The organism is Marinifaba aquimaris, assembly GCF_013328345.1.
GTDB classification, from domain to species: Bacteria; Pseudomonadota; Gammaproteobacteria; order Enterobacterales; family Alteromonadaceae; genus Marinifaba; species Marinifaba aquimaris.
Window position 1 is genome coordinate 90,689 of sequence record NZ_JABULX010000003.1, and the last position, 20,472, is coordinate 111,160.

Below are 20,472 nucleotides of genomic sequence, written 5' to 3' on the forward strand. Positions count from 1 at the left end.
TACGGCACTGTTTTTTAACTATAAATAGATTAAGATTGAGCCATCATTTATTTTAGCGGGCAAAATTACTACTTTGCTCGACAATTTCTGGATTTTTATACCTTTCAGCATGCAATTATCAGATATCCAATCTTTAACCGAAAAAGACATGTTAGCGGTTAATGAACTTATTAGTGATCAACTAAACAGTGACGTTGCGTTAATTCAACAACTGGGCTTTTATATCGTCAATAGTGGTGGTAAACGCATTCGCCCTTTAATTACCGTTTTAGCTGCTAAAGCATTAGCTTATGAAGGTGACAAACAGTTTTGTTTAGCTGCCATTATTGAATTTATTCATACCGCTACGCTACTGCATGATGATGTAGTGGATGAGTCAACCATGCGTCGTGGTAAAGAAACGGCTAATGCTTTATTTGGTAATCAAGCATCAGTTTTAGTCGGGGACTTCCTTTATACTCGTTCTTTTCAGATGATGGTGTCGCTCGAGCGTATGAAGATCATGCAAGTACTCGCTGATGCCACGAACATCATTGCTGAAGGTGAAGTGATGCAGTTAATGAACTGCAATGACCCTGATACAACTGAACAATCCTATATGGATGTCATCTACAGCAAAACGGCTAAATTATTTGAAGCGGCAACGCAATTAACCGCGGTTATTGCCGAGCAATCAGAACAAGTTGAGCACGCGCTAAAAGAATACGGTCGTTATTTAGGTACGGCATTCCAATTAGCTGATGACTTACTTGATTATGAAGGCGATAGTGAATCAATCGGCAAAAATGTGGGTGATGATCTAGCTGAAGGTAAACCAACACTACCGCTTATTCATGCCATTGCTAATGGTACAGAAGAACAAGCTCAGCTCATTCGCGGTGTGATTGAAAATGGTGCCGGTTTAGATATGTTAGAGCCAGTACTTGAAGTCATCCGTTCAACGGGTTCACTTGACTATACGCGTGAAAAAGCGGAATTACATGCTAAGTTAGCTGTCGACTCATTAGCTATCTTACCTGATTCAGATGCAAAAACTGCGTTGGAGAGTTTGGCTTGGATTGCTGTTAAGCGAGATAGTTAATAACGCGTTAACAAAGATTAAATTTACTCTATTTCAAGTATAAAAAAGCCGCGTTTAAGCGGCTTTTTTAGTATTTAGTATCAATAAAGATCTTATTGAGCGTTGATGAAATCAACACCTTCTTGAATGTCTTTATTTAATGTAGCAAGCATGTCGTCTTTTGCTTTTTGCTCAAACGCGCTTAACTCGCCGTAAGATAATACTTCTTCAACACCGTTCTTACCTAAACGAACTGGGTGTGCGAAGTAAGCTGCATCACCGCCTTCAACTTCAACGTATGCATAGTCAACAACTTCTTCACCTTGTAAGCCTTTAACTAAAGACATACAGAAGCGAGCTGCAGCAGCACCCATAGATAAAGTAGCTGAACCGCCGCCTGCTTTAGCGTTAACAACTTCAGTACCTGCATTTTGGATACGTGGAGTTAATGCAGCAACTTCTTCCTCAGTGAAAGAAACGCCTTCAACTTGTGATAATAAAGGAAGGATTGTTGTACCTGAGTGACCACCGATTACTGGTACTTTAACTTCGCTTACGTCTAAGCCTTTTAATTCAGCAACGAAAGTTTCAGAACGTAAAACGTCTAATGAAGTTACACCGAATACACGGTTTTTATCGTAAGTACCTGCTTTTTTGAATACTTCTGCAACGATTGGCACTGTACCGTTTACTGGGTTAGTGATAACACCAACTAAAGCTTTTGGACAGTTGCGAACGATACCTTCAGATAAAGTCTTGATAATACCTGCGTTAACAGCGAATAAATCTGCACGGTCCATACCTGGTTTACGTGGCATACCAGCAGGGATTAACACGATGTCACAACCTGCTAAAGCAGCGTCTAAATCGTCAGCACCAAAACCCGCAACTTTAACGTCAGTTGGGATGTGGCTTAAATCAACAGCAACACCTGGAACTACTGGTGCAACGTCATATAAAGATAACTCAGAACCAGCTGGTAATTGAGTTTTTAATAATAAAGATAACGCTTGACCGATACCGCCCGCTGCGCCTAGAACTGCTACTTTCATTTTGTTCTCCATTGATCTTATAGTTCAATAATTGCCGCAACCTTAGTGCATGTGGGCGACAAATCATAATAATTGCGCCTTATTTTATAGATTCATCACATTTATAAACACCCTTTTTTTATCCTTATTTAAGCGAAAATGATCTGAGCTATAAACAAACCGACAAAAAGAAAGTAACAAGTATGTAAAAGTGTTAGTTTTTTTGTCGTTCTTGAGCTAAGTTATTTATATTATTCATCAATTAATGGAAACAGGCCTGAAACGATGGGACAAGAAACAACTAAAATACTAGTCGTTGATGATGATATGCGCTTACGCAGTCTGCTTGAGCGTTATTTAGTTGAGCAAGGTTTTGTAGTACGTGCTGCTGCCGACGCTGAACAAATGGATCGTCTGTTAGAACGTGAAAACTTTCATTTATTAGTTTTAGATCTGATGCTACCGGGTGAAGATGGGTTATCAATCTGTCGCCGCTTACGTCAAAAAGAGACCAATTTAAGCATCTTAATGCTAACGGCAAAAGGTGATGAAGTTGACCGTATTATCGGCTTAGAATTAGGTGCTGATGACTACCTGACAAAACCATTTAATCCGCGTGAGTTACTTGCCCGAATTAAAGCGGTTTTACGTCGTCAAACAATGGAATTACCAGGTGCGCCTTCAACTGAAGAGCAAGTGGTTACATTTGGTCAATATTCACTGAATTTAGCAACACGTGAAATGGTTAGAGATGGCGATGAGCCTATGCCGCTAACCAGTGGTGAATTTGCTGTATTGAAAGCACTAGTGACACATCCGCGCGAGCCACTCTCTCGTGATAAGTTAATGAACTTGGCACGTGGCCGAGATTACTCTGCTTTAGAGCGCTCTATCGATGTTCAAGTATCGCGTTTACGTAGAATGTTAGAAGAAGACCCTACTAACCCAAGATATATTCAAACGGTTTGGGGTTTAGGGTATGTGTTCGTACCAGACGGAAAACAATAGTTTAGTTATAAATAACTTTTATACGGCATTGTCTTTGTTCTTCACCCCAGCTGTTCGATTTAAATAAGCAACTGGGGTTTCACTTCTTGACAGCTTTGTCTAAAAGCTATTTATTTTGAAATAGAATCATCAAAAATAGGTTCTCTATTTGTTCTATTAAATAATAATGATAAGACTGCAATAGCCAATGAAAAAGTACTTACCTAAAAGCGCCTTTGGTCAAACCATACTTTTAATTGGTGCCATCCTACTAATCAACCAATTTGTCTCTTACGTCTCAGTTGCCTACTACGTTGTTAAACCCTCTTACCAGCAAATTAATCACTTATTAGCCAAACAAGTTAAAAGTGCATTTATTACTGAGCAACTGGGGATGAAAATTAATCCTAAAATGGCCGCTGCATATTACGATGCAACGGGTATTAATGTTTTTCCAGAAGAGTTAGCGGTGAGGCTTGGTGTCAATGACGCTCAGTATTATCAAAGCTTATCTGAAGAGATGAGCGAACTACTCGGCGGTGAAACTGAAGTGAGAATTGCCAAAGGTAAACGTTACTTGTTTTGGATTAAACCGCCTCAGGATAAAACGATTTGGCTGAGAATTCCGCTAGCGGGTTTAGATGAAACTAACTTTTCACCTTTGGCTATGTACTTACTTATCGTTGGCGCATTATCTGTGACTGGAGCGTGGTACTTTGCTCGTCACTTAAACCGACCTCTAAAAGCATTACAACAGGCAGCAGAACAAGTTGCAGAAGGGGAATACCCAGAAGCGTTAACTGAGCGTGGGGCATCCGAGATTGTTGCGGTGACACAGTCTTTTAACCATATGTCTAAAAATATCAGTCAGCTGGAAAAAGACCGAGCTTTATTAATGGCTGGTGTTTCACATGATTTAAGAACGCCACTAACACGTATTCGCCTAGCGACCGAAATGATGTCTGAAGACGACTTTTTCAAAGATGGCATCGTCAATGATATTGATGATATGAACGCTATTATCGATCAGTTCATTGATTATATTAAAGTAGGTGAAGATCAGCATTTTGAAGTGACACAAATTAATCAGTTGATTACTGAAACGGTTAATTCTTTTGAGCCTGCTCAGCATATCGAAACGGATTTGCGTTCTTGCCCGCCTATACCGGCAAAACGCGTCGGTTTAAAACGCGTGCTTAACAACATGATTGAAAATGCTTTTCGCTATGGCGGCGGTGAAGTTACAGTATTATCGGGTTCAGACAAAGAGTGGATCTGGTTTGCTGTTGAAGACAATGGCCCTGGTGTAGAAGAAGAGAAAATTGAAAAGCTAATGCAGCCGTTTGTGCAAGGTGATGAAGCGAGAGCGAGTACAGGTTCTGGGCTTGGTTTAGCCATCATCAAGCGGATAGTAGAAGGGCATCAAGGCTTATTTATTATCGAAAACCGAGCTGAAGGTGGTTTAAGGGCATTGGTTAAACTTCCGCTGATCACTGTGAATTAAGGTTCGATTAGCTGCCAGTTCTGTGCATATTGATTGAAAAAGCCTACCTCTTGGTAGGCTTTTTTGTACCTACCTTGCTGTTTCAGCATCGCAATCCCTTTGTTCAATGCTTTAAACAACATAGCACCATCAGGGTGGTTTTTAGAGACGATGTAATGCATGCTGCCTCTGAGTTGAATTTTTAAATTGGGAATAGGTACTAGCACCGCTTGTAGTTCAGGTACGTAGACTTGAAGGCTGGGATCAGAGCGAAAAGAAATCAACATCGCGTCGTAGTGGTCATGCAAAATTGAGCGCGCCATTGATAGCCATTTCGGCTCATCTACCAGAGTGATAGGTGACAAATCACTCAGTGCTTTCCAATCTGCAGACCAATGTTTATTGGAAACGAATCTTAGCTGTTTAAGGTCCGTTAAACTTTTCGCTTTTAGCGCTTTATGATTATTCGGGCTGGTATAAAAGCCAGCATAAAACTCTCCATCTTCTATGATGGTGTCGGAAATATAGACATGCTCACTAATTTTATCTATGTCTTGTTGCCAAACGGTGTCAGGGCTTAACGCGAGCTTTCCTTGTTCTAGCAAGTATAAATTACGCGCGTAATAAGCACCTTGCTCAAATTTGATGTTCACGTCTACACCACCCAGTGTGAGTGCCTGCAATAGCAGGATAATATCGACGACTTCTCGTCTTGCATTCGGGTGATTGAAATTGGTGATTTCTAGCGGTGATTTAGATCCTACAACTTGGTGAAAATCGAATAAGTCGTCGCGATCTAACGTAATAATAAGGTTTTTTTCGGCAAAGCAAGCAGTACTTATACTGATAGCTAGAAATGCGAAGGCAAGTTTGGCAATGAAATTCCGTTTCATAGTTTATGCTTATTGTTTTTTATTTAAGCATAAACAGTCAGGGATGAAGAGTCAAAGCAGTACTTTGACTCTTTTGTGAATTATAGCTGAGGGCCTGCGGCTACAATTGTTGGATCGACTTCATACTGCTTGAAGTTATCAATAAATTGCTGGGCAAGCGCTTTTGCGTGAGCTGGATATTGCTCCGGATTTTGCCATGTTTGCTGCGGTAATAATAAATTATCATCCACACCGGGTACGGTAACAGGCACGGCTAAATTCATAATATCCAGGTGCTTTGTTGCTACGCCTTTTAGTTTACCTTCTACAATAGCGCTGATTACCGCTCGCGTAGTTGGAATATCAAAACGTTTACCTTGACCATAAGGCCCACCTGTCCACCCAGTATTGACGAGAAATACTTGTGCACCTGTTTTTTCTATATGCTTAATCAGTAAATTAGCATAGTCTTTTGCCGGCCTTGGGAAGAAAGGGGCACCAAAGCAGGTACTAAATGTGCTCTTTATTCCTTTTTCTGCGCCCATCTCCGTCGAACCTACTAATGCAGTGTAACCACTGAGAAAGTGATAGGCTGCAGCATGTTTATCGAGAATAGAAACGGGTGGCAGCACACTGGTCAAATCACATGTTAGAAAGATAACGGCACTAGGCAAACCGCCTTGGTTAGTATCACTGCGTTTTTCTATATGCTCCAGTGGATAAGCACAGCGAGTATTTTCAGTTAAGCTGGTATCCGAATAATCGGGCACGCCTTGTTGATCCATCACCACGTTTTCCAAAATGGCACCAAAGCGGATAGCATCCCAGATTACAGGTTCATTTTCTTTCGATAGGTCGATACATTTTGCGTAACACCCTCCCTCAAAATTAAACACGCCTTTATCTGACCAGCCATGTTCATCGTCACCAATTAAATAGCGATCAGGATCGGCTGATAATGTCGTTTTGCCGGTACCCGATAAGCCAAAGTACAATGCAGTCGAGCCATCTTCGCCCAGGTTAGCTGAACAGTGCATAGGTAAAACACCTTGTTCTGGCAGTAAATAGTTCTGAATGGCGAACATGGATTTTTTCATCTCTCCAGCATATTGCATACCTGCAAGTAGTACTTTGCGTTCGGCAAAATTGACGATAACAACGCCATCGCTATGAGTACCGTCACGCTCTGGCTGACAGACAAAACTCGGCACATTGAGTATTTGCCATTTATCTTTTGAAAGTGGATTAAAGTGCTCTGGTCTAATAAATAAGTTTCGACCAAATAAGTGGTGCCAAGCTGTTTCTGTCGTCATTTGCACAGGGATGTAATATTCATTGCAGCTCCCTACGTGTAACTCTGAAACGTATTTATTTTTGTGAGCTAAATGTGCTTCAACTCGTTGCCATAACTGGGTAAATTTTTCGCTATCGAATGGACGATTGACTTTGCCCCAATCTATATTGGCTTCTGATGACGCTTCTTTAACAATAAATCGATCTAAAGGCGAACGACCTGTCCTTTTACCTGTATAGGCAACAAATGCACCATTGGCACTGAGTTTTCCTTCGTCATTTTTGATCGCGTGACTGACCAAGTCAGCGGAAGTTAAGTTGAGATAAAGACTAGATAGAGCTGAGGCATGAGTCGCCGTGTTCATAGCAATGTTACCTTTAGGTTAGGTTGGTTAAAACTCACTATGCAGTGTAGGAGTTGAAATCAAATTGGGATAATTTCAACGCCTTTTAACTCACTAGAAACCAGTGTTGACAGATTTACACTGATGACAAGATTATTGCACGTAAGCACCTAATCTAAGCTTAGCTCGCAACACTGATTGCGCTTTGAGCTAAGTCAAAATAAAATCGCTGGGCGTATGTTTCGCGATGTGTTTATTGCTGGGTGTCGCTGCCTTGTAACAAAGGCAATAAATCTTCTTTACTAAAGATGTAGTCGGTTAAGCAATATTCACAACGAGTAGCAACTTGCCCTTGTTCCTCGATGATCGACTCAAGTTCGCTGGCGTTAATACTCGCGATGGCATTTAAGCTTTTATCTCGAGAGCAACCACAGTTGAATCGAATGCTTTTGGGTTCAAATAATTGTACTTTTTCTTGGTGATATAAACGATAAAGCACGTCTTGAGCATCTAAATCCAGCACTTCTTCCATTTTTACCGTATCAGTTAAAGCTGTTAAATGTTCAAAGTCTTGCAAATGGCTATCTGCGTTAGAAGGTAATACTTGTAATAACATACCGCCTGCTTTTTCATTTTGAATATCGGTAAATAACCATAATTTTGTAGCTAATTGTTCCGATTGTTCAAAGTATGATTGTAAGCATTCAGCTAGCGTTTCGTGCTCTAGTGCGACAACACCTTGGTAACGCTCACCTTGAGTAGGGGTAATAGTAATAACTAAAAAGCCTTTACCAATAACATCGGAAAGTCGGCTTGACTCTGGTTCTTGATGGTAACGAGCAACACCGCGTAAATCTTGTTGGTCAGTGCCGTTGATTGACATGTACTTAACTGGGCCATCACCTTGAATTTGAACGGCTATGTCACCTTCAAATTTTAACGTAGCGGTTAGCAAGCTAGTAGCAGAAAGCAAGTGACCTAGCACAGTTTGAATATGTGCAGGGTAGTCGTGGTTCTCGACCATCGTTTTATAGGTTTCATCTAATTGAACAATTTCACCGCGTACTTCTGCGTTTTCAAATAGGTATCTATGAAGTTGATCCTGTGTTTTCATTGCTTTCTCATTCATTGTCTAATTGGTGTTTTACCTGAATCAATTGTCTGCGCTGCTTTTTATCAGGGCGGGACAATGGCCTCGGGTTAATATTGACCGCCGCTTTGCGCTCAAGTGCGCGTTGCTCGCGTTTGGCTAAGCTTTGCTCGGTCTCTTGATAGAGTTTTTGTGCTTCTGGTGCTGCTTTACGTTTTTCTGCAATGCCAAGCACATTGACTTCTTTCTCATCAAAGCCTGCTTGCATCGTAATAACTGCACCCACTTCAACCGTTCTACTCGGTTTAATACGCTGACCGTTATACTTTACTTTACCGCCTTTGATCATTTCACTGGCGAGGCTTCTTGTTTTGTAAAAACGTGCAGCCCATAGCCACTTATCCAACCTAACTGCCTCAGTAGACTGGCTTTTTTCTTTAGAGTTCGTTACTTTGCCCATGCTGATATAAAATTTATTTTGCAACAATTTATTAACATGTGTAATCTGTCGTTGCACTGTATGGAATTAATACTGTGATTTTATCGCATTTTTGCTTGTTGTGACTAGGCTCAAGCCGTAGTATTAGGTTGCTAACGTAATTTTGTCATTTTTCTTTGTTATTGTTTTTCGTTTACGTCGGCGCGAATAATTATTATAAAAATTTATGTCTGTAGAATCCAAAATAGCCCAAGTGGCAAGCCAACTAAAAATTGATCGCTTTATCTTGACCAAAGACAAGAAGCTAGATCACGTCAAATTGAGCTTTACCGCACAATGCGTGTTAGCTATCTATCTAATTTGGATGCTGTCTCAGCTCACTTGGATGTTCTTTGCCGATAGCCAAAGCCGTAATGCTGTTATCGATACAGGTGCACAGGTTGATATCTATGCACAATCATCTGCTGATGAGTATGATTTAACGGCCATCAAATCCCTCAATTTATTCGGTCAGTACAATAAACCCGTAACTCGCCCTAAACCTAAGACCACTGAAGCGCCGATCACTCGACTCAATTTAAAACTGAGCGGTGTGGTTGCGAGTAACGATCCTAAATTGGCTGCTGTCATTATTGAAAAGTCAGGCCAACAAGAAACTTACGGTATTGAAGAGAAGATAAAAGGCACAAGTGCTGTTATTAAAGAAATTTTTTCCGATCGCGTTATCTTAGAGCAAAGGGGTAAACGCGAAACACTCATGCTGGAAGGGGCCGAATATACTAAGCTCGCCCAAAGTCAAAAAGTGTCAGCAAATGCAAATCAACCGAGCGCTGATCGAACTAAACCCGATAATAGTAGTAAAACTAAAAGACGTTTAGATAAAACCAGTGCTGCTAAAGTCGATGAATACCGCAAAGAAATTTTATCTGACCCTGGAAAAATCAACGAATACATAAAAGCTACGCCTGCTAAAGACAGAGAAACAGGCAATTTAATTGGCTACCGTATTCGCCCAGGTAAAAGTGTAGAACTATTTAAAGCGTTTGGATTGCGCTCTGGTGATATTGCCGTTGAGATTAATGGCTATGACCTAACGGATTTGTCGCAGGCAATGACTGCGATGCAAGAATTAAGAACGGCCAGCGAAGCGAGCTTAATCGTAAATCGCAATGGCGAATTAATAGAAACATTTGTTTCTCTTAACTAGGTAATTGATATGAAGAAGCAGGGCCTAAACCTGACAAGAGCGTTGTTTGCACGTCGCATTCTTAAAAAATTAGCGATCTTATCTTGTGCTGCAACAGTTGCTATATGTTCAGCAGTAAGTAGCGTATCCGCTGCAGATTACTCACCTAATTTCAAAAATACTGATATTCATGAGTTCATTAATATCGTTGGTCGCAACTTGCAAAAAACCATTATTGTCGACCCTAACGTGCGCGGTAAGGTTAATGTTCGCAGCTACGACTTACTCAGTGAAGATCAGTATTTCCAGTTCTTCTTAAACGTATTAGAAGTTTATGGTTACGCTGTGATTGAAATGCCAAATGGCGTGCTAAAAATTAAGCGTGATAAAGATGCAAAAACATCATCAATCCCAGTTGTCGATGACGATATCGGCGGCGCAGGTGATGCGATGGTTACGCGTGTTGTACAAGTTTACAACGTATCGGTAAAAGAGCTATCACCATTACTTCGTCAGTTAAACGACCAAGCTGGTGGTGGTAACGTAGTTCACTACGACCCGTCAAACGTTATCATGATCACTGGCCGCTCTGCCGTAGTAAATCGTTTGGTTGAAATCATCAACCGCGTTGATAAAGCGGGTGACCAAGATGTAGATATCATTAAGTTAAAGCACGCATCGGCAAGCGAATTAGTGCGTATTATCGAAGCGATGTTAAAGCGCGGCGGTAAAGATTCTACTCCTCAGTATTTGATTCCAAAAGTGGTTGCTGATGAGCGTACAAATAGCATCGTTGTATCTGGCGAATTAAAGGCAAGACAACGCATCAGTAAGATGATTGTTAGTTTAGACAGCGAGCTTGAAAGTAACGGTAATACTAAGGTTCACTATTTAAAATACGCCAAAGCAGAAGACTTAGTTAAAGTTCTGCAAGGTGTTAGTCAAACGCTTGCGGCTGAAGAGCAAGCGGGTTCTAAAAAAGGTTCAAATCGTCGTTCAACGACTAATAATCGCGATATTAGTATTGAAGCCCATCCTGATTCAAATGCATTAGTAATTACGGCTCAGCCAGATATGATGCGTTCGTTATCTGATGTCATTCGTCAATTGGATATTCGTCGAGCTCAAGTACAGGTTGAAGCAATTATCGTTGAAGTCTTTGACACTGATGGCCTAAATTTAGGTGTGCAATGGGCACATGAAGATGGCGGAATGGTTCAGTTCACTAATGGTGGTGTAACACCAATCAGTGCTATTGCTGGTGCTGCGACTCAAGCTCGTCCAATTGAAGGTAAAACGACTATTCAGTTAGACAGTAAGGGTGACCCAGTTACTAACACCGAACCTGACACTCCGGGTGATTTCACCGCGCTTGCCTCTGTTTTAGGTGGTATCAATGGTATGGCTGTAGGTATTATTGAGAATGGTTGGGGCGCTGTTGTACAAGCTGTTACAACCTCAACAAACTCAAATATCCTAGCGACGCCAAGTTTAACCACAATGGACAATGAAGAAGCGTCGTTTGTGGTTGGTCAAGAAGTACCAACGATCACAGGCTCTACTTCTAGTTCTAACAACAATAACCCTTTCCAAACTGTTGAACGTAAGGAAGTGGGTATCAAGTTAAAAGTGACACCGCAAATTAACGAAGGTAATGCCGTACAAATGACAATCGAGCAAGAAGTTTCTTCGGTTGCAGGTACGTCAAGCGCGGTTGATGTTACTTTTAACAAGCGTGAAATTAAGACCACGGTAATGGCTGATGATGGCAGTACTATTGTACTGGGTGGTTTAATCGATGAAGACGTACAAAAGAGTGTTTCTAAAGTTCCACTACTAGGTGACATCCCAATTCTTGGTGAACTCTTTAAGTCGACATCAAATACAAAGCGCAAGCGTAATTTATTAGTCTTTATCCGTCCGACTATCATTCGTGATGGTGTGACACAAAATACCATTAGTCACACTAAATACAACTTCATGCGTGCACAACAAATCGAGCGCCAAGAAGAGGCTGGTATCTTAGATTACAGCAAGAAAACACCAGTACTTCCTGCATGGGATAATCCTTTAGATTTACCACCTAGCTTCCACGAGTACTTAGATGAGCAAGGTAACCCAGTGAATAAAGAAGCTGAAGGTAGTGAGTAATGACGTCGGAGCAAACCCTTCAAGCTGCTGAAACTGATGCACTAGAAAGTGCTCAGTTAGCGGCAACCGATGAAGCGCTTATTGAAGAGACGCAAACTGGCTTCTTACTGCCATTTGGTTTTGCTAAGCGCCACGGTATTTTGGTTTACAACCCTGCTTTAGCACCAGAAGATGAGCGCGAAGAGGGTGCTGAAAACAAATGGTTGGCGCACTGCCGTGAAGATGTAACGCTTGGCGCACTATTAGAGGCTCAACGTTTCTTAGGCTTTAATTTCGAATTTGATAAAATCAGTGCAGAAGCTTTTGAGCTTAAACTCACTGACTTTTATCAACGCGATTCGTCTGAAGCTCGACAGCTGATGGAAGACATCGGCAATGAAGCTGATCTATTTACCTTAGCCGATGAATTGCCTGAGACAGAAGATTTACTTGAAAATGAAGATGATGCGCCTGTAATCAAACTGATCAACGCTATGCTATCTGAGGCGATTAAAGAAGGTGCATCAGATATTCATATCGAAACGTTTGAGAAAGAGTTAAAAATTCGTTTCCGCGTAGATGGCGTTTTAAAAGAAATTCTTAAACCAAATCGCAAGTTAGCCTCATTGCTGGTTTCACGTATCAAAGTAATGGCTAAGCTTGATATTGCTGAAAAGCGTATTCCGCAAGATGGTCGTATTTCGTTATTGATTGGTGGTCGTGCGGTAGATGTACGTGTAAGTACAATGCCATCAAACCACGGTGAGCGTGTAGTACTGCGTTTATTAGATAAAAATAACGCACGTTTAAACCTTGCTGACTTGGGTATGACAGAGCGCAACTGTGATACTTTTGCCGACTTACTGAAAAAACCACACGGTATTATCCTCGTTACAGGTCCGACAGGTTCTGGTAAATCGACCACCCTTTATGCCGGTCTCAGTGATCTGAACTCTGAAGAACGCAATATCTTAACGGTCGAAGACCCAATTGAATATGCCCTTGAAGGTATAGGCCAAACGCAAGTAAACACTAAAGTTGATATGACTTTTGCTCGTGGTCTTCGCGCGATTTTACGTCAGGATCCCGATGTTGTAATGATTGGTGAAATCCGTGACTTAGAAACAGCGCAAATTGCCGTACAAGCGTCATTAACGGGTCACTTAGTATTATCTACGCTACATACTAATACGGCAGTTGGTGCTATTACCCGTATGGAAGATATGGGGGTAGAGCCTTTCTTACTATCTTCAAGTCTATTAGGTGTATTAGCACAGCGCCTTGTACGTACTTTATGTCCAGATTGTAAAGTGCCGCACCAAGCTGATAGCCGTGAGCTTGACGTGCTTGGCTTACCTGCTGACGAAAAAGTAACGATTTATCGAGCTCATGGTTGTGAGTCTTGTAATCACAATGGTTATCGCGGTCGTTGCGGTATTCACGAGTTACTGGTTGTCACTGATGAAGTACGTGAAATGATTCACAATGCTGATGGTGAACAAGCCATTGAGCGCGCAATTCGTAAAAATACGCCAAGTATTCGCGGAGATGGTGCTTCGAAGGTATTGGCTGGTATCACTTCAATCGAAGAAGTTATTCGAGTGACGCGAGAAGGTTAATTAGATGGCGGCATTTGAATACAAAGCCCTTGATAAGGCGGGAAAAACGCAAAAAGGCATTGTTGAAGCCGACACTGCAAAAGGCGCTCGAGCTCAGCTTAGAGAAAAAGGCTTAATGCCTCTAGAGCTGAATGAGACCGTTAGCAAAGAAAAGAAACAAGGTGGCGCACCGTCTGTATTTAAACAAGGTATTTCAGCTAATGATCTCGCTTTAATTACTCGCCAGCTTTCTACACTATCTGCTTCTGGCTTACCGATTGAAGAGTCATTACTTGCGGTGGCACAACAATGTGACAAACCACGTCATGAAGCCGTTATTATGGCGGTACGCTCTAAGGTAACTGAAGGTTACACCTTGGCCGATAGTATGGCCGAGTTTCCACATATCTTTGATGAGTTATTCCGCTCTATGGTCGCTGCAGGTGAAAAATCTGGTCACTTAGATACCGTTTTAGAGCGTCTTGCTGATTACACCGAGCAACGTCAAGTCACTAAATCTCAAATCCAACAAGCTTCCATTTACCCAACTATGTTGATGATTGTTGCGGTAGTGGTGGTTTCTTATTTACTTGCATCCGTTGTGCCTAAAATCGTTGGTCAGTTCCAGCGTATGAATGCCGATTTACCGGGTACGACTCAATTTATGATCGCATGTAGTGACTTTTTACGTGAGTACGGTCTATTTATGTTGGTTTTCTTCATGCTAGCTGCTGTTGTTTTTCAGCGCGTAGTACAAAAACCTAAGCCTAAGTTGGCCTATCACAAGGCACTACTGGGTATGCCGCTCATTGGCAAAGTTGCGAGGGGATTAAACACGGCTCGTTTTGCTCGAACTTTAAGTATTTGTACCGCCAGTGCTGTGCCTTTACTTGAAAGTATGCGTATTGCCGGAGATGTCCTGAGTAATGTGTATATGAAACAGGTCATCGAAGAGGCTAGAGATCGTGTTCGTGAAGGCACGAGTCTAAGAGCAGCACTGCAAGAAACTAAGCTATTTCCACCTATGATGTTACACATGATTGCCAGTGGTGAAAAAAGTGGTGAGCTTGAGCAGATGCTAGGCCGTGCCGCTGACAACCAAGACAGAGAGTTTAAATCTCTAGTCGATGTAACATTAGGTATTATTGGTCCAGCCATGGTTTTATCGATGGCAGGTATCGTATTTTTCATCGTTATTTCAATTTTGCAACCTATCATGGCGTTAAACCAAATGGTTGGTTAAAGAGATCTTTCAAAGGGTAATTTTATGAAATACAACAAAAAGCAGTTAGGTTTTACCATCCTAGAAATCATGGTAGTACTGGTTATTATCGGTATTTTAGCGGGTATGATCGCACCTCAATTAATTGGTCAAAGTGATGAAGCTAAGATCAAAAAGGCTGCGGTTGATATCACCACATTAGAAAATGCATTAGACATGTACAAGCTTAAAAACCACAAGTACCCTTCAACGGAGCAAGGTTTGGATGCATTAGTGGCTATTCCTGATATTGAGCCAATTCCAAAAAATTACCCTGAAGGTGGTTTCATCAAGCGTTTACCTCAAGACCCTTGGGACAACGAATATCAATTAGTTAGCCCAGGTGAGCAAGGCAAAGTAGATATCTTCTCTATGGGGCCTGATGGTGAAGCCGATACAGAAGATGATATCGGTAACTGGAACATTGACGAGTACTTACAATAATTCGCTGTTTTAGCGAATTGTCGTAACGAGGTATTTAAAGTGAAGTCGCGTTTTTCTCATAAGCAAGGCGGCTTCACGCTACTCGAAATAATGTTGGTGCTGGTTTTGATGGCCATCCTCATCAGCTCCATTTCCTTTTCTTTTGATGTCAGCGACCCAAAAGAGCGCACATACAAAGAAGCAAAACGTTTTCAAACTGCTTTTCATATGGCATCCGACTATGGCTTGCTAAATAATATCCAAATTGGTTTGGTAGTCGATGAAGAGAGTTATCAATTTGTTGGTTACGACGGTAACCAATGGATGTCCTTTCCTGATGAGCCAGTACTGGCTGCATATCAAATTCCTGAGCAAATTATTATGAGTTTAACGATGGGAGAGATCCCTTGGTTAGACGATCAGTCATTACTCGGTGAAGAAGATTTATTTAGCTCAGGCGATGAGGACGAAAGAGAAGAAGATGGTAGTAAAAAACAAAAGCTCATTCCGCAGGTTTATCTGTTCTCAAGTGGTGATATCACACCTTTTGAGCTGACTTTTAGCTATGCTGCCACGTTTGACTCGCCTGATCCGATTGAATTTCAGGTCATTGGCGTCGATGTGATCCCACTTAAAGTTAAAGATTTAGCAGAGGCTGAAGATGAAGGCTAACAAGGAAAAAGGGTTTACATTACTAGAAATCTTGGTGGCCATTGCCATTTTGGCCTTAACGGGCGTGACCTTAATTTCTGCCTCTTCCAATCACATCAGCAATCAAGGGGTTTTGAAGCAAAACCAGTTTGCGCAATGGGTTGCAAGTAATCGATTGGTTGAAATCAATTTAGAAAAAAAATGGCCAATAGAAAACAATAAAAAAGGCAAAATGATGATGGCCAATGAAGAGTTTTATTGGCAGCAAGAAGTCACTAAAACAGCTGACTCTAACATGGTTAAAGTTGATGTCATTGTCTATGAAGACGATGGTTATAAAAGCCCAGTAATCACATTGGGCACTTACATTGCTAATACGAAATAGCGGTTATTGAACGATGAAACAGCACTTAGGTTTTACATTAATTGAGATGTTACTCGCAGTGGCAATATTTGCCATTGTTGGTTTAGCGTCGACAGGTGTATTAACCAGTGTCATTGATAGTAATGAAATCAGTATTGAACACAGTGAGCAAATGGAAGGCTTGCAACGTGCGATGTTGACTTTTGAGCGTGATATCCGACAAGCCACTAAGCGCAAAGTCAGGATAAATGGTGAAGCACCAGTTGAGTTTTATATCGCTCATGGCAATGGTTTGCTCGATAGTGACTCTCAGGTATTAGCAATGCGAAAAGTGGGTTGGATTAACCCAATGAATTTACTACCGCGTACAGAAGTTCAATCTTTTGGGTATCGTGTTGTTGAAGGTCGATTAGAGCGTATTTACTACGACTTTGCCGACCCTGTTGTAGGTGCTGAATTTAAATATCGCACACTGCTGGAAGGCGTAAAAGGCATTAAATTTGAGTTTCACGATGGTAAAGCCAGTACAGGGCGTCAATTTAAATGGTTGGAAACGTGGACAACAAAAGAGTTACCTGCAGCGATAGCCGTTACTATTGAGCTTGAAGATGTAGGTGAGATTCGTCGTTTATTCCTTTTACCATCAGAGGCTAGCTAATGATGCTGCACAGGAATAAAAGTAAGCAAAAAGGTGTGGCGTTAATCACTGTTCTGTTGATCGTGGCTATCGTGACTGTGGTTGCAAGTGATATGGCGCTACGTCTACAAATGCAAATACAACGCAGTCAAAACTTGTCTGCCAATGAGCAAGCTTATTGGTATGCAATGGGGGCAGAGTCATACGTTAAGTTATTACTCAAAGAATCAGTCGAAGCCAATGATGGTGTGATTAGCTTAGATCAGGCTTGGGCGATTAAAAATATGGTGTTTCCTGTTGAGGAAGGGCAAATAAGTGGTGAAGTGCAAGACTTACAGTCGTGTTTTAACATCAATGCGCTTTACAAGAAAAAAGTAACTAATGCTCAAGATCAACAAGCAGAAGCTGACGAAGAAATTGATGAAAACACCAATAATAACCGAGTTTCAAACAGCAATAGGGCACAAGTTGGTGGCAATGAGAATGAAACGGCTGACCAATTTAAGATGGAAGTGAAAGATCAATTTCTTGCACTACTTGAAGCTATTGGCGTTGAAACTTATGAAGCGGAAAAGATTCGCGATGGATTAATCGATTGGCTTGATCCTGATTCAGTCGCATTAACTTATGGTGCTGAAGACTATGTTTATGAAGCGAGAGTCAATCCACATATCACGGCTAATAGCCCTATGGTGGATGAATCTGAGCTAAGGATTATCGAAGGAATGACTGCTGATATTATGCAAAAAATCAGCAAGCATATTTGTATTATTCCCGCACATTTAGATATGGTGCTTAATGTCAATACAGTGACAGCTGAAAACGCTGAAGTATTGCATGCTATGTTGGCACCAAAGTTAAGTTTGCAGGCTGCTCGAGACATTATATCGAGCCGTCCTGAGGCTGGTTATAAAGACATAGAAGACTTTTGGCAAAGCGGCGAGTTACGCAGTTTGACAAATATATCCCCGTCGCTAAAAGCGCAATTTAGTGTTGAAAGTCAATATTTTAGAATGATAACAAAAACTGAGTTTAACCGGAGTTGGTTTGATATGAAAACCAGCTTTAAGGTAGACCAAGCGGGCAAAGTTCAAGTCATTGCCCGAGAATTTGGAGTTTAAAGGTGTCCGAACAATTATTTATTCGGCTTGGCGAGAACGAGCAGGCGACTGTGCCATGGCTTGTTTGGTCAAGTAGCGAAAAAGAAATCATCGCTTCAGGAGAGCTAGCAAACGTCGCTGAATTAGCCAGTTTGCAATCACGCGCTAGTGGCCGCCCAATTACTGCATTTGTTTCTGGTCAGGCAGTCGTTTGCAAGCAAGTAGAGATGCCTGCCAAAGCAGGTAGACAGTTCGTTCAAGCACTTCCTTTTATGTTAGAAGAAGAGTTTGCTCAAGATGTTGAAGAACTGTTTTTTGTTCCAGGCGATAAAGTTACCGTTGATGATAAAACCATGCTTAACGTGGCTGTGTGCAGTCACGAGCAAATGCAAACGTGGTTAACTTGGCTAGACGATGCTGGTTTAGTTTGCCACCACTTGATCCCAGATTATCTCGCACTGCCTTATCACGCAGAGCAAGTCAGTGTGCTGAAGTTAGTTGATTCATATTTAATACGCGATGGCGAGTTTTCAGGCTTTAATTTAGCCGATTCTCAACTTGATGCTTGGTTATCGTTACTGCCTAAAGGCGAACACGAGGATGAAGAAGGCAATTTAATTGAGCAGCCGATTAAAATTGCTCAATACTCGCCTTTTGAAGCTGAAGGTTTTGACCTTGAACAGCAAAATTTAGATTTGCCTATGCAGGTGTTAGCTGAGCATGTGTTAGCAAACAAGAACATGTTTAATTTAAGAGTCGGTCAATACAAGCAAAAAACCGATCACTTTAAATTTTTGTCGGTATGGCGTTACGCCGCTACATTATTGCTAGGTGTTTTAGTTATGCACTTGGTAATGCAAGGTGTGAAAACCATGCAGTTAGAAAAAGAAGCAGAGTTAGTTGAAGCTGAAATTCGTCAGCGTTTCTTAGAAGTTTACCCTAACGGCAAACGCATCCGCACATCGATGATTAAAAAGCAAATGAAGTCAAAATTAGCAGGTGTCGGTGATGGCGATGATTCAGCTAACTTATTTGCGATGATTGACTCGGGTAAATCAGCTTTTAAAGCGGTGCCAGATTTAAAACCAAGTAGCTTTAGATTTGATGCCAAACGCCAAGAAATTCGAATCCAAGCGGCTGCAAGCAACTTTGCTAGTTTCGAGAAGTTTAAAACACAAGCCGAAAAAGAGGGTTTAACAGTCGAGCAAGGCTCACTTAACAATACCGGTAACCAAGTTGCTGGCACGATCACGATCAAGAGAGCATCATAATGGAACAATTAAAAGCTTGGTATGGTTCGCTTGCTAAGCGCGAACAGCAGTTAGTTTTGGCAGCCAGTGTAGTACTAATTATTGGTTTGTTTTTCCAGTTGGTGATTGGGCCGATGAATGACGGTGCAGCAAAAGCGCAAGCTGATTTAGACAAAAAGCAAAAGCTGCTAGTTTGGGTCACAGAAAACGCGGCTAAAGTAAAAGCGGCAGACGCAGCGGGCAAGAGTAATAACTCGGGTTCACTGTCGCAGATTGTCAATGGTACAGCGCGCTCAGCAGGTATCAAGATAACGGGTACTCGACCACAAGGAACCGAATTACAAGTGCAAATTGACACTGTTGAATTCAATGCTTTGATCACTTGGCTGGAATTATTAACCAGTAAACAAGGCATTCGAATTACTACGCTTGATGTAAATGCTGGTGACGCTCCGGGTACAGTGAATGTGCGTCGATTACAGTTAGCTAAGTAGGGAAAAGTAATGAAAAAATCGAATTGGATAAAATTCGGCGGCATGGGTGTCGTTTTATATCTTGTCTTTCTTATTGCAACGATTCCTGCTCACCTGGTTGTAAGTCAAATTTCTGTGCCGAGAACGGTTCAGCTAGGAATGGTATCTGGCACTGTATGGGACGGTAAATTTAATGCGGTGCTTGTAAATGGGATATTACTGAAAAACGTTCGTTGGTCTTTTTCACCCAGTGCATTACTGACGGGCAAATTGGGTGTTGATTTTAAAATTAGCAATTCACGTCGCTCTAAACATGTCAGTGCAGAAGGTTTTGCCTACTTAGGTTTCAGTGGTTTTGCAACTGATGAGACTAAAGTTAATATTCCTGCAGCTCTGTTCAAACAGCGTTTTGGCTTGAGTATGATTGATAGCGTTACGGGGGTGATCAGAATTGACCTGGATCACTTTAGACCAGATCAGCCATACTGTGCTGAGCTGGATGGCAAAGTGAAATGGAAATCTGCTGAATTATCAGTGATGAATGCTCTGTATGAAGTAGGTGATATCAATTTAGATTTGAAATGCGCCGACGGTGGTATCGTTGCGCAGGTTAAGGGGGATGAAAAGTACTTATCGATGAATGTCGAAATGCAAGTTCCTAGTCCTGGTCAAATCGAAGTCAATGGCCAAATTAAAGCCGGTGAAATGGCAGCTCCTCTGTTAGCCAATAGCCTAAGCTTTTTGGGACAAGCCAATGAAGAAGGCTTCTTCCCGGTTCAGTTTAAAAACTTCTAATTAAG

At 41.5% G+C, this 20,472-nt stretch carries 20 protein-coding genes; 15 read left to right on the forward strand and 5 right to left on the reverse strand.

What is annotated here, in order from left to right; translation table 11 throughout:
- Nucleotides 1–109 precede the first annotated feature (109 nt).
- Nucleotides 110–1,081: an octaprenyl diphosphate synthase gene (ispB, locus tag HR060_RS03010; protein ID WP_174198792.1), complete on the forward strand. Its 972-nt coding sequence runs from the start codon at nt 110–112 to the stop codon at nt 1,079–1,081.
- 92 nt (nt 1,082–1,173) lie between these two features.
- On the opposite strand, the gene mdh is transcribed toward ispB, so the two are convergent.
- Nucleotides 1,174–2,112: a malate dehydrogenase gene (gene mdh, locus HR060_RS03015; protein WP_174198793.1), complete on the reverse strand. Its 939-nt coding sequence runs from the start codon at nt 2,110–2,112 to the stop codon at nt 1,174–1,176.
- A gap of 264 nt (nt 2,113–2,376) precedes the next feature.
- Between mdh and ompR the strand changes: the two genes are divergently transcribed.
- Both ompR and envZ read left to right on the forward strand, forming a co-directional pair.
- A complete protein-coding gene (gene ompR / locus HR060_RS03020; RefSeq protein WP_174198794.1) occupies nt 2,377–3,099 on the forward strand; it encodes an osmolarity response regulator transcription factor OmpR in 723 nt (240 codons plus the stop codon).
- A 187-nt stretch (nt 3,100–3,286) separates the two neighbouring features.
- The gene (gene envZ, locus HR060_RS03025) at nt 3,287–4,582 is read left to right on the forward strand and encodes a two-component system sensor histidine kinase EnvZ (RefSeq protein ID WP_174198795.1); all 1,296 of its coding nucleotides are present in this window, start codon (nt 3,287–3,289) and stop codon (nt 4,580–4,582) included.
- On the opposite strand, the gene HR060_RS03030 is transcribed toward envZ, so the two are convergent.
- The 4 genes from HR060_RS03030 to hslR all read right to left on the reverse strand — a co-directional run bounded on the left by HR060_RS03030 (nt 4,579) and on the right by hslR (nt 8,620).
- Nucleotides 4,579–5,454: a hypothetical protein gene (locus tag HR060_RS03030; RefSeq protein WP_174198796.1), complete on the reverse strand. Its 876-nt coding sequence runs from the start codon at nt 5,452–5,454 to the stop codon at nt 4,579–4,581. The two genes, envZ and HR060_RS03030, sit on opposite strands and share 4 nt — an antisense overlap.
- Before the next feature lie 80 nt (nt 5,455–5,534).
- Entirely contained in the window at nt 5,535–7,091 is a 1,557-nt protein-coding gene (locus tag HR060_RS03035) for a phosphoenolpyruvate carboxykinase (RefSeq protein WP_174198797.1), read from the reverse strand.
- A gap of 232 nt (nt 7,092–7,323) precedes the next feature.
- Nucleotides 7,324–8,184: an Hsp33 family molecular chaperone HslO gene (hslO, locus tag HR060_RS03040; RefSeq protein WP_174198798.1), complete on the reverse strand. Its 861-nt coding sequence runs from the start codon at nt 8,182–8,184 to the stop codon at nt 7,324–7,326.
- A gap of 7 nt (nt 8,185–8,191) precedes the next feature.
- A complete protein-coding gene (hslR, locus tag HR060_RS03045; RefSeq protein WP_174198799.1) occupies nt 8,192–8,620 on the reverse strand; it encodes a ribosome-associated heat shock protein Hsp15 in 429 nt (142 codons plus the stop codon).
- Nucleotides 8,621–8,825: 205 nt separating this feature from the next.
- On the opposite strand from hslR, the gene gspC reads away from it, so the two are divergent.
- From gspC to HR060_RS03105, 12 genes are read left to right on the forward strand one after another with little or no spacing between them, the layout of a single operon-like run.
- Entirely contained in the window at nt 8,826–9,806 is a 981-nt protein-coding gene (gspC, locus tag HR060_RS03050; protein ID WP_174198800.1) for a type II secretion system protein GspC, read from the forward strand.
- 9 nt (nt 9,807–9,815) lie between these two features.
- Nucleotides 9,816–11,936, forward strand: a complete 2,121-nt coding sequence (gspD, locus tag HR060_RS03055) for a type II secretion system secretin GspD (protein ID WP_174198801.1) — start codon at nt 9,816–9,818, stop codon at nt 11,934–11,936.
- Nucleotides 11,936–13,534, forward strand: a complete 1,599-nt coding sequence (gspE, locus tag HR060_RS03060) for a type II secretion system ATPase GspE (RefSeq protein ID WP_246283065.1) — start codon at nt 11,936–11,938, stop codon at nt 13,532–13,534. Before gspD ends, gspE begins: the two co-directional genes overlap by 1 nt.
- 4 nt (nt 13,535–13,538) lie before the next feature.
- Complete coding sequence (gene gspF, locus HR060_RS03065; RefSeq protein WP_174198802.1) at nt 13,539–14,756, forward strand: type II secretion system inner membrane protein GspF; 1,218 nt, start codon at nt 13,539–13,541, stop codon at nt 14,754–14,756.
- Between the two features lie 24 nt (nt 14,757–14,780).
- The gene (gene gspG / locus HR060_RS03070; protein ID WP_174198803.1) at nt 14,781–15,218 is read left to right on the forward strand and encodes a type II secretion system major pseudopilin GspG; all 438 of its coding nucleotides are present in this window, start codon (nt 14,781–14,783) and stop codon (nt 15,216–15,218) included.
- A gap of 39 nt (nt 15,219–15,257) precedes the next feature.
- Complete coding sequence (gene gspH / locus HR060_RS03075) at nt 15,258–15,869, forward strand: type II secretion system minor pseudopilin GspH (protein WP_174198804.1); 612 nt, start codon at nt 15,258–15,260, stop codon at nt 15,867–15,869.
- Nucleotides 15,859–16,233, forward strand: a complete 375-nt coding sequence (gene gspI, locus HR060_RS03080; RefSeq protein WP_174198805.1) for a type II secretion system minor pseudopilin GspI — start codon at nt 15,859–15,861, stop codon at nt 16,231–16,233. The genes gspH and gspI overlap by 11 nt, the downstream gene beginning before the upstream one ends.
- 13 nt (nt 16,234–16,246) lie before the next feature.
- Nucleotides 16,247–16,870: a type II secretion system minor pseudopilin GspJ gene (gspJ, locus tag HR060_RS03085; protein ID WP_174198806.1), complete on the forward strand. Its 624-nt coding sequence runs from the start codon at nt 16,247–16,249 to the stop codon at nt 16,868–16,870.
- The gene (gene gspK / locus HR060_RS03090; RefSeq protein WP_174198807.1) at nt 16,870–17,970 is read left to right on the forward strand and encodes a type II secretion system minor pseudopilin GspK; all 1,101 of its coding nucleotides are present in this window, start codon (nt 16,870–16,872) and stop codon (nt 17,968–17,970) included. Before gspJ ends, gspK begins: the two co-directional genes overlap by 1 nt.
- A 2-nt stretch (nt 17,971–17,972) precedes the next feature.
- On the forward strand, nt 17,973–19,220 hold the full coding sequence (gspL, locus tag HR060_RS03095) for a type II secretion system protein GspL (RefSeq protein ID WP_174198808.1): 1,248 nt from the start codon (nt 17,973–17,975) through the stop codon (nt 19,218–19,220).
- Nucleotides 19,220–19,693 (forward strand): type II secretion system protein GspM, encoded by a 474-nt coding sequence (gspM, locus tag HR060_RS03100; protein ID WP_174198809.1) that lies wholly within the window; start codon nt 19,220–19,222, stop codon nt 19,691–19,693. The genes gspL and gspM overlap by 1 nt, the downstream gene beginning before the upstream one ends.
- A 9-nt stretch (nt 19,694–19,702) precedes the next feature.
- The gene (locus HR060_RS03105; RefSeq protein WP_174198810.1) at nt 19,703–20,467 is read left to right on the forward strand and encodes a type II secretion system protein N; all 765 of its coding nucleotides are present in this window, start codon (nt 19,703–19,705) and stop codon (nt 20,465–20,467) included.
- The last annotated feature ends 5 nt before the right edge of the window (nt 20,468–20,472 follow it).